General features: G+C 72.2%; 14 protein-coding genes. 2 read left to right on the top strand and 12 right to left on the bottom strand.

Annotation, left to right across the window (positions count from 1 at the left end; translation table 11 throughout):
* Positions 1-12: 12 nt before the first annotated feature.
* Positions 13-1002 (top strand): hydrogenase expression/formation protein HypE, encoded by a 990-nt coding sequence (gene hypE / locus AB0D74_RS18065; protein WP_362587607.1) that lies wholly within the window; start codon positions 13-15, stop codon positions 1000-1002.
* Between the two features lie 68 nt (positions 1003-1070).
* Here the strand turns inward: hypE and hypA are convergent, their stop codons facing one another.
* The 10 genes from hypA to AB0D74_RS18115 all read right to left on the bottom strand — a co-directional run bounded on the left by hypA (position 1071) and on the right by AB0D74_RS18115 (position 9088).
* Complete coding sequence (hypA, locus tag AB0D74_RS18070; protein ID WP_362587082.1) at positions 1071-1409, bottom strand: hydrogenase maturation nickel metallochaperone HypA; 339 nt, start codon at positions 1407-1409, stop codon at positions 1071-1073.
* 7 nt (positions 1410-1416) lie between these two features.
* The gene (locus tag AB0D74_RS18075; protein ID WP_362587085.1) at positions 1417-1587 is read right to left on the bottom strand and encodes a hypothetical protein; all 171 of its coding nucleotides are present in this window, start codon (positions 1585-1587) and stop codon (positions 1417-1419) included.
* 28 nt (positions 1588-1615) lie between these two features.
* Positions 1616-1822, bottom strand: coding sequence for a hypothetical protein (locus AB0D74_RS18080; protein ID WP_362587088.1), 207 nt, complete (start codon positions 1820-1822; stop codon positions 1616-1618).
* 53 nt (positions 1823-1875) lie between these two features.
* Positions 1876-2496 (bottom strand): DUF5947 family protein, encoded by a 621-nt coding sequence (locus AB0D74_RS18085; protein ID WP_362587091.1) that lies wholly within the window; start codon positions 2494-2496, stop codon positions 1876-1878.
* A complete protein-coding gene (locus AB0D74_RS18090) occupies positions 2493-3038 on the bottom strand; it encodes a NifU family protein (RefSeq protein ID WP_362587094.1) in 546 nt (181 codons plus the stop codon). Before AB0D74_RS18090 ends, AB0D74_RS18085 begins: the two co-directional genes overlap by 4 nt.
* Entirely contained in the window at positions 3031-4821 is a 1791-nt protein-coding gene (locus AB0D74_RS18095) for a nickel-dependent hydrogenase large subunit (RefSeq protein WP_362587097.1), read from the bottom strand. Before AB0D74_RS18095 ends, AB0D74_RS18090 begins: the two co-directional genes overlap by 8 nt.
* 58 nt (positions 4822-4879) lie before the next feature.
* On the bottom strand, positions 4880-5974 hold the full coding sequence (locus AB0D74_RS18100; protein ID WP_362587100.1) for a hydrogenase expression protein HypE: 1095 nt from the start codon (positions 5972-5974) through the stop codon (positions 4880-4882).
* A 3-nt stretch (positions 5975-5977) separates the two neighbouring features.
* Positions 5978-7453, bottom strand: a complete 1476-nt coding sequence (locus AB0D74_RS18105; RefSeq protein ID WP_362587610.1) for a hypothetical protein — start codon at positions 7451-7453, stop codon at positions 5978-5980.
* 254 nt (positions 7454-7707) lie between these two features.
* On the bottom strand, positions 7708-8532 hold the full coding sequence (locus AB0D74_RS18110; RefSeq protein ID WP_362587103.1) for a maleylpyruvate isomerase family mycothiol-dependent enzyme: 825 nt from the start codon (positions 8530-8532) through the stop codon (positions 7708-7710).
* Positions 8533-8599: 67 nt separating this feature from the next.
* Entirely contained in the window at positions 8600-9088 is a 489-nt protein-coding gene (locus tag AB0D74_RS18115) for a TetR/AcrR family transcriptional regulator (RefSeq protein WP_362587613.1), read from the bottom strand.
* Positions 9089-9278: 190 nt separating this feature from the next.
* Between AB0D74_RS18115 and AB0D74_RS18120 the strand changes: the two genes are divergently transcribed.
* Positions 9279-10727 carry an aldehyde dehydrogenase gene (locus AB0D74_RS18120; RefSeq protein ID WP_362587106.1) on the top strand — a complete coding sequence of 483 codons (1449 nt, stop codon included), beginning with the start codon at positions 9279-9281 and terminating at the stop codon, positions 10725-10727.
* 10 nt (positions 10728-10737) lie between these two features.
* Here AB0D74_RS18120 and AB0D74_RS18125 read toward each other — a convergent pair whose 3' ends face one another.
* On the bottom strand, positions 10738-11394 hold the full coding sequence (locus AB0D74_RS18125) for a hypothetical protein (RefSeq protein WP_362587109.1): 657 nt from the start codon (positions 11392-11394) through the stop codon (positions 10738-10740).
* A gap of 155 nt (positions 11395-11549) precedes the next feature.
* Entirely contained in the window at positions 11550-12659 is a 1110-nt protein-coding gene (locus AB0D74_RS18130) for an NAD(P)-dependent alcohol dehydrogenase (protein ID WP_362587112.1), read from the bottom strand.
* Positions 12660-12706 lie beyond the last annotated feature (47 nt).

The raw sequence follows: 12706 nt of genomic DNA on the forward strand, positions 1-12706 counted from the left end.
CCGGTCGTGGTCATGGGCCACGGCGGAGGCGGCGCCCTCTCCGCCGAACTGATCGAGCAGATCTTCGTCCCCGCCTACGGCAACGCCCTGCTCGCCGGGATGACCGACTCCGCCGTCCTCCACCTCGGCGGCGCCCGCCTCGCCCTCTCCACCGACTCCTACGTCGTACGGCCGCTGTTCTTCCCCGGCGGCTGCCTCGGCGACCTCGCCGTCAACGGCACCGTCAACGACCTGGCGATGAGCGGTGCCCGGCCCGCCTACCTCTCGGCCGCCTTCGTCCTGGAGGAGGGCGTCGAGCTGGCCGTCGTCGAACGCATCGCGCGGGCCATGGGCGCGGCGGCCGAGACGGCCGGCGTCACCATCGCCACCGGCGACACCAAGGTGGTGGAGAGCGGCCACGGCGACGGGGTGTACGTCACCACCGCAGGCGTCGGGCTCGTTCCCGAGCGCGTCGACATCCGGCCGCAGCGGGCCCGGCCCGGCGACGCCGTCATCGTCAGCGGACCGATCGGCCTGCACGGCGTGGCCGTGCTCAGCGTCCGCGAGGGCCTTGAGTTCGGCGTCGAGATCGCCAGCGACACCGCGCCGCTGGCCGACCTGGTCGCGACCATGCTGGACGTCACCCCCGACGTCCATGTCCTGCGCGACCCGACCCGCGGCGGCCTGGCCGCCTCCCTGAACGAGATCGCCCGCGCCTCGGGAACGGGCGTACGGCTCGCCGAGCGCGCCCTGCCGGTACCGGACGCGGTGGCCAACGCCTGCGGTTTCCTCGGCCTGGACCCGCTCTACGTCGCCAACGAGGGCAGGCTCGTCGCCTTCGTCCCGCCCACGGACGCCGACGCGGTGCTGGAGGCGATGCGCGCCCACCCGCAGGGGGCCGGCGCCACCCGGATCGGGGAGTGCGTGACCGAACACCCCGGCATGGTCGTGGTGGCGACCGGACTCGGCGGCACCCGGGTCGTCGACCTCCCGCTCGGGGAGCAGCTGCCGCGCATCTGCTGACGGCGGCTCCCGCTCGACGCCAGGGCGTGACTCCGCCGGTGCCCGGACCGTCCCGGGCACCGGCGGGGTCACTCGACCGCGGTGATCTCCAGCTCCCGGCCGCTGCGCAGGTCGGTGGAGGGCCGGTCGCAGCGCGGGCACCAGAAGAACGGCGGCATGCCCACCGCGAACTCCTCGGCGCACGGCCCGCACCAGGCCTGTGCGGTCACCTGCTCGACGACGAGCCGGGCGGCGGCGAGGACGGTGCCCTCGCGCGCCACCTCGAAGGCGAAGTCCAGGGCGTCGGGGACGACCCCGGACAGTTCGCCGACCCGGACGGTCACCGCGGCGACGGTGTCCGCGCCGTCCGCCCGGGCCCACTCGTCGGCCTGCTCCACGATCGCCGTCGCGATCGACAGTTCGTGCACGACCGGCTCACGGATACCGGTGACCGGCGCGCAGTCCGCCGGCGATCCGCCAGATCCTCATCTCGCGCATCATGCTGGGGATCTCGGTGACGAACAGCGCCAGCAGCAGCGCGCCCACCACGGCGACCTCGGCGGTCAGCACGCGCTGGGCCGCCGTTCCGGTTCTCTTGCGTTGCATCTTCACAGCGGGCACTCCCTGTTCGGTGTCACGCGGGCGGGATGTTCGGCATGACGTCCAGCAGGGCGTCGTGCCGCTTCCAGTGGATGTTGGTCGAGCGGCGCGCGTCGGCGGTGCCGTCCGGGTGGTGTCCTGTCTGCTTCGTGTAGGGGCCCCTGTTGCCCTGGTGCATGCCGGGCACGTGGGACGGCGTGTCGGGCCTCGCCTGGGCGCGGCCGACTCTGATGCTGCCCATGGGGTTCTCCTTCCTGAGCCTTCCTGTGTTGCCGTTCCTCGAGGCCGTCCGGCTCAGGGCCGCTCGGTGAGCTCCTCGAAGAAGCGCTCCACGGCCGGCCACATCCGGCCGCCGCCGGACAGGCCGCGCCACTCCCGGCGGACGACGGCGAGCATGCGGAAGCAGTCGTCGACCGGGACGATCCAGTGGTGGTCGAGGCCGTGCACCGTGTTGACCAGCAGCGCCTCGACGTCGGGGGTCATGCCGGCCAGCGGCGGGCAGCCGGCGACCGCCCGCTGCCAGGCCGCCGCCTCCACCTCCCAGCGCATGGCCCCGGCCGGGCTCGGGCCCTCCGCGGTGACCGTGCCGTCGGCGCGCGGCACGAAGAAGACCAGGCCGACCGGGACCCCGAGGGCCGCGGTGTCGACCTCCGGGAGGCGGAGCCGGCGGGTGGGGATCAGCCGGAAGTGGCCGTCGCCCGCGCCGGTGCCCTGCCGGGTGCCGGCGAACAGCACCGAGCAGGCGCGGCAGGCACAGCGGACCTCGGCCTGCCCGGTGTCGTACAGGTGCGCATGGTCCTCGGACAGCGGCTCGGCGCACAGGTCGCACACCTCCGCCCCGGCCGCCGGCTGCCGGTCGGCCGAGGAACGGATGAGGCGGGCCAGCGCTCCGTCTGGCGGTGTCCGGGTGGTCACCGGGTCTCCTGTGGCCGGCGCAGGGAGTCCAGGGGGACGAAGGCGGGCGCCGGGGCCTCGGGCACCGGCTGCACGTCGGCCAGCTCGGGCGCTGCGGCGAGCACCGCCTCCCGGACGGCGTCGGTCACCTCCGTGGTACCTCCGCCGCACCCCGAACCGCAACCGCCGCCCTTGGCGAGCCGCACCCGGCCGACCTCGCCCTCCACCCCGGCCCACTCGACGTCGCCGCCGCGCTCCCGGACGGCGGGGCGCAGCCGCTCGACCGCGCGGGCGGCCCGGCGCTCGGGCGGGTCGGGGTGGATGTCGTGCAGGACCATGAGGTGGTCGAGCAGCTCGTCTTCGGCGAGCCGCTCGGCCAGCGGGGGGTCGGCATGGTCGAGGACGCGGGCGAGCGCCTCGCCGTAGACCTCGGTCAGCAGCCGTACCGCCTCGACGGCCGAGCCGCCGATCGGTCCCGGCGCGGACTCCAGGCTCTCCAGCAGGCCGTCGAGCCGGGCCAGCCGGGACTCGACCGCCGGGCCGTCGAGCCGCGCGTCAGCCATGGTTCGCCCCGTACGTCGGCGAGTGCGTGACCGTCAGGGTCTTGCCCTTGCCCGTGTACATGTGGACGCCGCACGGCAGACAGGGGTCGAAGCTGCGGACCGTGCGCATGATGTCGACGCCCTTGAAGTCGTCCGGGCCGTTCTCCTCGAAGATCGGCTGGCCCATGACGGCGTCCTCGTACGGGCCCGGGGTGCCGAACTTGTCACGCGGGCTGGCGTTCCACGGGGTCGGCGGGTACGGGTGGTAGTTGGCGATCTTCTTGTCCTTGATCACCAGGTGGTGCGAGAGGACCCCGCGCACGGCCTCGTGGAAGCCGCAGCCGATCGCCTCGTCCGGCACCTCGAAGTCCTCGAACACCTTGGTGTCGCCGGACCGCACCAGACCCATCGCCTCGTCCAGGAACTGCAGGGCCATCGCCGCCGCGTAGGCGACGAAGTACGGCCGGGCGCGGTCCCGTTCGAGGGTGTTGGACCACTTCGGGATCTTCCACTCCAGGGTGGTCTCCGGCAGCGACTCGCCCTTGGGCAGCGAGATCCGCACGCTGTGTCCGGTGGCCTTGATGTACGGCGTGTCGACGATGCCGCTGAGCGCGGTCGACCAGAGCCGGGCCAGCGGGCCGCCGCCGGTGTCCAGGGCCAGGTGGTCGCCGGTGCGCTGGTCGTACCAGCGGGGGCTCATCACCCAGCTGTAGTTGCCCTCGAAGTCCCGCTTCTGCGGCACCGGGAGGGTGGTCTGGTTCCACGGGTGGCGCATGTCGACGGGGTTGCCGAGCGGGTCGTGGGTGACGAAGGGGTCCTCGTTGACCCAGTCCTCGTAGAACGAGGAGCCCAGCATGATCCGCAGGCCGAGGTTGATGTCGACCAGGTTGTTGGTGACCAGCTGGCCGTCGACCACAATGCCGGGGGTGACGTACATCGCCTTGCCCCAGCGGTTCATGTTCTCGTACTTGTAGTCGACCACCTTCGGGTCCTGCCAGGCGCCCCAACAGCCAAGGAGGATGCGGCGTTTGCCCACTTCCTCGTAGCCGGGCAGCGCTTCGTAGAAGAAGTCGAAGACGTCGTCGTTCATGGCGACGGCCTTCTTCACGAAGTCGATGACGTGCATCAGCCGGCTGAGGTAGTCGGTGAACGCGGTCGGCGACGGCATGGTGCCGACACCGCCCGGATACAGCGTGGAGGGGTGCACATGGCGGCCCTCCATCAGGCAGAACATCTCCCGGGTGGTCCGGGAGACCTTCAGGGCCTCCTTGTAGACCTCGCCCTCGAAGGGGTTGAAGGCCTTCATGATGTCCGCGATGGTCCGGTAGCCGTGGATGTCACCGCGCGGCGCCGTGGTCTTCTGCGCGCGGGCCAGGACGCTCGGGTTGGTGGCCTTGACCATCTGCTCGCAGAAGTCCACGAAGACCAGGTTGTCCTGGAAGATCGTGTGGTCGAACATGTACTCGGCCGCTTCGCCGAGGTTGACGATGTGCTCGGCCAGCGGCGGCGGTTTCACGCCGTACGCCATCTGCTGGGCGTAGTCGGAGCAGGTGGTGTGGTTGTCGCCGCAGATGCCGCAGATGCGCGAGGTGATGAACCCGGCGTCGCGCGGGTCCTTCCCCTTCATGAAGACGGAGTAGCCGCGGAAGAGGGAGGAGGTGCTGTGGCACTCCACCACCTCCTTGTTGGCGAAGTCGATCTTCGTGTAGATGCCCAGGTTTCCGATGATCCGGGTGATCGGATCCCAGGACATGTCCACGATCTGCGCGGGCTTGCGCCCCTTGTGCCGGGCCTCGGTTGTCATCGGCGTTCGCTGACCTTTGCTGTGGGGGGACTGGGGTGGGGGGAGCGGCCGTGGCGCGTCAGGGGCGCCAGCGCGGGGCGTAACCGCTGGTGAGCTTGCGCTTGTTGTGGCGCCACTTGGGCTCGTGGTTGACCAGCTCGTTGGTGAAGCCGCGCAGCCTGCGGATGACCGCCCCGTACGGCTTGATCGCGAGCGAGGAGAGGGTGCCGCCGGGCGGCTCGTCCATGAACGGCATGAACGCGTCCGGGAAGCCCGGCATGGTGCAGCCGATGCAGATGCCGCCGACGTTCGGACAGCCGCCGATGCCGGCCATCCAGCCCCGCTTGGGCACGTTGCAGTTCACGACCGGACCCCAGCAGCCCGTCTTGACCAGGCACTTGGGCGAGTTGTAGTCGGCCGCGAAGGTCGCCTGCTCGTAGTAGGCGGCGCGGTCGCAGCCCTCGTGGACGGTGCGGCCGAACAGCCACTGCGGTCGCAGCATGTGGTCCAGCGGCGGCGGGGGAGCGGTGCCGGCCGCGTGGTAGAGCACCCAGACCAGGGTCTCCATGAAGTTCTCCGGCTGCACCGGGCAGCCCGGGATGTTCACCACCGGCAGCCCGCCCTGCGACGTGAAGTCCCAGCCGAGGTAGTCCGCGAGGCCCATGGCGCCGGTCGGGTTGCCGGCCATGGCGTGGATGCCGCCGAAGGTGGCGCAGGTGCCGACGGCGACCACCGCCCAGGCCCGGGGCGCCAGTTCGTCGATCCAGTCGTTCAGGGTCTGCGGCTGGCCGGTCTCCGGGTCGTTGCCGAAGGACGTCCAGTAGCCGTCGCCCTCGATGATGTTCTGGTTCGGCACGGAGCCCTCGATGACGAGGATGAACGGCTCCAGTTCGCCCCGTGCCGCCGCCCGGTAGGGAGCGAGGAAGTCCTCGCCGCCCAGGCTCGGCGAGAGCACCTTGTTGACCAGGTTGACCTTGGGCATCCCCGGGATCAGGCCGAGCACCAGGTCCTCGATGGAGGGCTGGTCGGCGGCGGTCACGGAGACGGTGTCGCCGTCGCAGCTCATGCCCTCGGAGATCCAGAGGATGGTGATCTCGTCGAAGCCCTGGTGCTCGCCGTCGGCCCGGGCGGGTTCGCCGCCGACGGCCGTGGTGCCGTTCTTGCTGCTGCTCATGTGCTAGGCCTCCGGTGGTGTGGGCCCCGGGGACGGCTCGGCAGCCGCCGCTGGATCCGGGACGTCGGTGCCCCCGAGCGGCTCGACTTCGTCGGGCCGGAAGTAGTGGAAACGGCCGTACCAGCCGTGCAGTTCGGCCGCCGGGTCGTCGTCCACCGTGACGGCGAGACGGCTGCTGCCGTCCACGTCGTGGAAGACGGCGGCCACGGTCGCGGTCCGGCCGGCGAGGAACATGTCCTGGGCGTCGGCGCCCCTGCCGCGCGGGCGCAGCCGCACCGGGCTGCCGGCGCCGACCCGCACGCCGTCGACCAGGAGCGTGTCGGTGGCCGGGGACAGCCCGTCGTCGCCGCCCTCCTGCCACCAGGCGGGGCGCGCGGCGAGCGGGTCCCGGCCGGCGGGGCCCGGGCCCGTGCCGACGCGGGGCGCGTCGCCGGTCGCTTTGCTGCCGGCGGCCTCGCCGACCGGGCTCAGCGAGCGGATGGCGCCGTGCAGGCGCTCGAAGACCTCCGGCGGCATGGTGTCGACCCGGTCGAGGATCTCGGCGGCCCGCGGGTCGGTGGCCCGGGCCTCCCGCTTCTCCTCGTCCGTCAGCAGCATGGTCCGCAGGGTGAGGATCTCGTCGATCTCACCGGCGTCGTGCAGGTCACCGGGGCTCTCGGGCGCCACCTGCGGATGGTCGGGGAGGATGATCGGCGAGGAGAGCAGCAGGGCGGAGACCGAGCCGTCCTCGGGGGCGGCGGCGGGGGGCGCGCCGCCGAGCACCGGGAAGGTGAAGTCGTTGCGGCAGCTCCGGGCGGCGTCCTGGAGGTCCCGGCCCGGGTCGACCAGGGAGACGAACTCCGCGCCCTCGACGCCGAGGAGGGTGTGGGTGGCGATCAGCGCGTGCCGCAGGGCCCGGTCGCGCGGGGCGCGCGGATCCCCCAGGTGCCCTTCGTTCGTGGTGCGCACCCGGAGCCGGAGGAGGTCTCCCCCGAGCCGCTCGGCCACGAGGACGGTACTCGCCCGCACCTCCGCCCGGCGGCGGACGATCCGCCCGGCGCCCCGGGGCAGCTCCTCCGTGTCGGTGCCGGCCGGAGAGCCCACCGGAAACCCGTGCTCGTCCCCGTCCAGCGCGACCGTGAACTCGGCCGCGCGGGCCACCGCCTCCTCGAAGGTCAGCTGCACGGTCCCGTCCGCGCAGCGCAGCGACTCCACGGGTCGCCCGTCGGCGTCCTCGACCTGCTTGTGCTGCAACTGCAGATACCGCACCCGCAGCCGCAGGACCGCGTCCGGCCTGCGCACCCGCAGCAGGCACTCCGTCTGCTGGTACCAGGAGTCCGCCGAACCCGACACCCCCGGCCTGACCGGACCGTCGGCCTCCGCCACGTCGCGGGGGAAGAGGACCCCGAACTGCCAGCGGGCACGATTCTTCGGAGAGGACCGCCGATAGGGGTAGAGGAGATAGCCCTCGTAGAGCACGGCGTCGGCGACTGCACTCATCGCTTCGAAGGTCGGCGCGGGACGGCCGGAGCCGTTCTCCAGGGCAGTGCGGGGCGCTCTGCCGTCGACCAGTCCCTCGGCCATGCAGCCTCCTCGGATCCGTGCGCGCGCCCATACCTTCCACCACGGTCACACCGGTCACGCCCGCTCGCCTCTTCTGGCCGAGCGGGGTTGGGCCGGACGGGGGTGGAAGGCCTGGGCGCACGCCGGACCGGCGGGCCGAGGGGCCGGTCAGGGGCGAGTCGGGGGGCCGGTCAGGGGGCGACGAAGAGGGCGGGGAAGCGGGGGCCGAGCCAGGGCTTGCGGCCGTAGGCGAACACCTGGCCCCGGGCCATGGCGAGCCACGGGTTGCGGCGGCCGAGGGCGATGAGCAGGAAGGCGACCGGATCGATGAGGATCGTGCAGTCGGGGTGGTCCCGCGGCTCCGGTGCCACCTGTACGGCACCGTCGGCCAGGCTGACGCCGAAGGCGCCGCCGCCTCCGCGCAGCCGGATCGTGTAGCGGGCGGTCAGGCCGGCGGTGGCCGTGCCGTCCGCGACGGCCGGCATCACCGAGAGCAGGAACGGCAGGCACCACGCGACCCGTTCGGCGTCGATCATGTGCGGGCGGCGCACCGCGCGGGCGAGGTCGTAGCCGTGGCCCAGCATGTGGGTGAGCAGGTAGGAGGCGAGCACGGACCGGTCCATCGGGCCGAGCGGGGTCACCGGCGCCGGACCGTCGGCCGCCGAGGCCAGCGCGTCGGCGCACCGCTCCGCCTGCTCGCTGATCATCGCCGCGAGCGGCGCCGCCCGGCGCTCCCCGAACACGGCCAGCGACTCGGCGTTGGCCGCCGCCAGGCTCTGCGGCGTGCCGTCCCCGTACGGCCGTTCCCGCCCCGCGGCGAGGTCGGCCATCAGCTCGTTGGCGAGGGCGAGATGGGCCGCCGCCTCGCCGACCGTCCACACCGATCCCGGTACGGCGGCACCCGTGTCGCCGACCCCGTCGAGTACGGCCGCGATGTCGGCGGAGGTCCGCCGTATCGCCTGCCCGAGCCCCGCGGGCAGCGCCCCGCGGACGTCCTGCCGTGCCGTCTGATCCACGCAGGTCACCCCCTCTGTCGCGCGGTACCCAACCAGACGCGCGGGCCTGCCACAACCCCCGCGGCGATCACCGCGCCCCGAGCCCCCGCAGGAAGGTGTCCACGACCGTGTCGGCGGCCTGGGCCGCGTTGAGCTCGGGCAGCTGCTGCGATGCCAGGTGCATGAGCTGGGGCAGCAGTGAACCGGCCCAGCCGGGCGGCAGGTCGTCGCGGAGCAGCCCGTCCTCGGTGGCCCGCCGCAGGAAGTCGTCCACCTCCCGGACCAGGGCGTCGCGCCGCTCCCGGATCGCGTCGTCGGCCCGCAGCCGGGTGAGCTCCACGGGCCATGTGCGATTGACGCCGATGATCTCCTCGACGTACCGGTGCAGCGCCACGGCGACCGGGGCCTCCCGCAGCCTGGCGTGCTCGACGGCCCGCTCGACCGCGTCGTACCGCGCCTCGTAGATGGCCGCCAGCAGCTCCTCGCGGGACGCGAACCGCCGGTAGACGGTGCGCCGGTCGACCCCGGCCTCGGCGGCGATCGCGGCGATGCTCGCGCCCGGATCGACGGCGAGCATTCGGGCCCCGGTGGTCAGAACGGCTTCCAGGTTGCGTGCTGCGTCGGCTCTCACGCGCCAGAGCATATCCGGAGGTGTGGAGCCTGTCTCACCTTCTGCCACGGACGCGACGCTCTCCTTCGCCTAAGTGTTACATTGAAGTGACAGATATCGTCAGCGTTGATCCCTTCGAACCCTCCGGAGAGGGCACATGATCACTTACGACCGGCTCTACATCGCGGGCTCGTGGACCGCACCCAGCGACCCGGACCTGCTCGACATCCGCTCGCCGCACGACCAGGCGGTCATCGGCCGTGCCGCCCAGGCCCGGCCCGCCGACGTCGACCGCGCCGTGGCAGCCGCGCGCGCCGCCTTCGACGAAGGCCCCTGGCCGTGGACGGCACCGGCGGAGCGCATCGCCGTACTGAGGCGGCTGAATTCTCTGCGGGAGGCGGACGCCGAGCGGATCGCCGACCTCGTCTCGGCCGAGAACGGCTCGGCCCGCTGGTTCACCGGGGCCGGCCAGCCGGGGCTCACCCGGCAGGCCGAGGCCTACCTCGGGGCGGCGGAGGCGTTCGGCTGGGAGGAGACGCTGAAATCCGCCGCGGGGGTCCGGACGGTGGTGCGCCGCGAGCCGGTCGGTGTCGTGGCCGCGGTCATCCCCTGGAACTCCCCGTTCTCGGCCGCCATGGCGAAGATCATCCCCGCGCTGCTGGCCGGCAACTCCGTCGTCCTGAAGGTCTCCCCGGAGAACTCGCTGAGCATGGGGCTGCTCGCCGAACTGCTGGAGCGGGCCGGGCTGCCGGAAGGTGTGATCAGCGTCCTCCCCGCCGACCGGGAGACCAGCGAGTACCTCGTCTCGCACCGCGACGTCGACAAGATCGCCTTCACCGGCTCGACCCGGGCCGGCCGCAGGATCGCCGCCATCGCGGGCGAGCAGCTGAAGCGGGTCAGCCTGGAGCTGGGCGGCAAGTCGGCCGCGATCATCCTGCCGGACGCGGATCTCGACCGGGCGGTGCCGGGACTGAAGTTCGCCTCGCTCCTCAACAACGGCGAGTCCTGCATCGCGCAGACCCGCGTGCTCGCGCCGCGCAGCCGGTACGAGGAGGTGGTCACCGCCCTCAAGGACCTCGTGGAGTCGCTCAAGGTCGGCGACCCGGCCGACCCCGACACCTTCATCGGCCCGATGGTCCGCCGGGACCAGCAGCAGCGTGTGCGCGACTACATCGAGCTCGGCATCAGGGAGGGCGCCCGGCTCGTCACCGGCGGCCCGCAGGTCCCGCCGGGTCTGGAACGCGGCAACTACGTCACCCCCACCGTGTTCGCCGACGTCGACAACTCCCTGCGGATCGCCCAGGAGGAGATCTTCGGCCCCGTCCTCGTGGTCATCCCCTACGAGGACGAGGACGACGCGGTGCGGATCGCCAACGACTCCGAGTACGGCCTCTCCGGCGGCGTATGGTCCGCCGACGAGACCCACGCCCTCGAAGTCGCCCGCCGGCTGCGCACCGGCACGGTCACCGTCAACGGCGCCCCCATCTCCTTCGACGGCCCCTTCGGCGGCCACAAGGCCAGCGGCATCGGCCGCGAGTACGGCGCGGTGGGGCTCTCCCAGTACGTCGAGTACAAGTCGGTCACACTGCCGGCGTCCGGGGCCTGAGCCGGGGGAATCACGTGACCGCCGACTCCGGCCGGGCGGGGTCGGCTGACGGGACGCCCCGTCGGCGCACGAGCAGGTCCCCGGGGCGCCACAGGCCGAAGGCCAGGCCGAGGCCGAGCGGGATCTGCAGGAGCTGCTGGATCAGCGGAGGCCCCGGCTTGGCGCCCCGTTGGAGCGGGGCGCGGCCCTGCGGATCGACGGTCACCGGGTAAGTGCCGCCCACCACCCACTTCCAGCCCATGAGCCCGTTCTCCTCGAACGGGGCCAGCGGCGGGCCGTCGAGGACGGAGACCGTGTAGCGGTGGACGCCGGGATCCATTCCGTCACCGGCGGACCACTGGATCTGCCGCACCCTGACGTGTTCGGTACGTCCGTGCTGGTGCAGTGCCTGCTGATCAAGCTCCAGGATCTGCAGGATCAGCACCCCGAAGAGGCACACCGCACACAGCATCCACCGGAGGTCCAAGTGCCAGCACGTGCACAGGAACACGCAGCCGAGGAGGATCGCCAGCGCGCACAGCAAGTCGATCCACTGGGCGTGCGTGACGAAGGCTGTGAGCGCGATCAGACGCACGATCGCCCACAGCGTCAAGGCCGCGCCGGCGCTTACGGCGCCCACCAGTACCCGCCGGCCCAGGCGAATTCGCCCTGTGCGTACGTGCTCCATGCGCTCCAATGTATGGATTGTTCAACGATCCTTCAATAGGATGGTTCAACATCCAGCCGTCTGCTGCGCGGACGCGGAGCGGTAACCGACCGGAGGGCTGCGGGAGATGAGCAGGCGTCAGCACGAACAGGTCGACGACCACGGGCAGATCCTGTTCAGCGACGACCCCGCGCTGCGGCCCGAGGGAGTCCTGACGGGTCTGGAGACTGCCCGCCGAAGGTCGCTCCGTCGATGACGAACCGGTGGCGGACGTCGGAGGCGAGGATCCGCTCGTAGGCGGTGTTGATGTCCTGAGCCGCGATCAGTTCGATGTCGGCGCTCACGCCGTGCGCGGCGGCGAAGTCCAGCATCTCCTGGGTCTCGGCGATGCCGCCGAACAGCGAGCCCGCGTAGGCGCGGCCGTTCTGCAGCAGCGGGAAGACGTCGAGCGGCATCGGCTGTGTGGTCACGCCGACGCTGACCAGGGTGCCGTGCAGACGGAGCATCCCCAGGTGGTCCTTGAGCGAGATCGGTGCGCTGACGGTGCTGAGGACGATGTCGAAGGTGTTGGCCAGGTCGGCGAAGGCGGACCCGTCGCCGGTGACGGCGTAGTGGTCGGCGCCGAGGGCCTCGGCGTCGTCGCGCTTGCGGTCGGACCGCGAGAGGACGGTGACCTCGGCGCCCATGGCCCTGGCCATCTTGACGCCGAGGTGGCCGAGGCCGCCGAGGCCGACGATCGCTACCCTGCTGCCCGGCGCGGCGCCGTAGCGCCTGAGCGGCGCGTAGACGGTGATGCCCGCGCACAGCAGCGGTGCCGCGGCGGCCGGGTCGAGGCCGTCGGGAACGCGGACCACGAAGTCCTCGGGGGCGACGACGGCCTCGGAGTAGCCGCCCTGGGTGTGCGCGCCGGGCTCCGCGGGGTCGGGGCTGCCGAAGACGAGGGTGCGGCCGCCCAGGCAGTACTGCTCCTGCCCGGCCCGGCAGTTCTCGCACCGGCGGCAGGAGTTGACCATGCAGCCGATGCCGACGAGGTCTCCGACCCGGTGCCGGGTGACCGCGGAGCCGGTCTCGGTGACCCGTCCGACGATCTCGTGGCCGGGCACGAGCGGGCTGGCCGGCAGCGGGCCGAACGCGCCGCCGACGTAGTTCATGTCGGAGTGGCAGATGCCGCAGTACAGGATGTCGAGCCTGACGTCGTGCGGGCCGACGTCGCGGCGCTCGATGGTGAGGGGGACGAGCGGCTGACGCACATCGTGGGCGCCGAACGCCCTGACGGTGGTGGACACGGGGAATCCTTCGGACGGAACGGAGTGGTGCTGAGGGGGTGCGGGGC

It is taken from the genome of Streptomyces sp. NPDC048278, assembly GCF_040652195.1.
Lineage (GTDB): Bacteria > Actinomycetota > Actinomycetes > Streptomycetales > Streptomycetaceae > Streptomyces.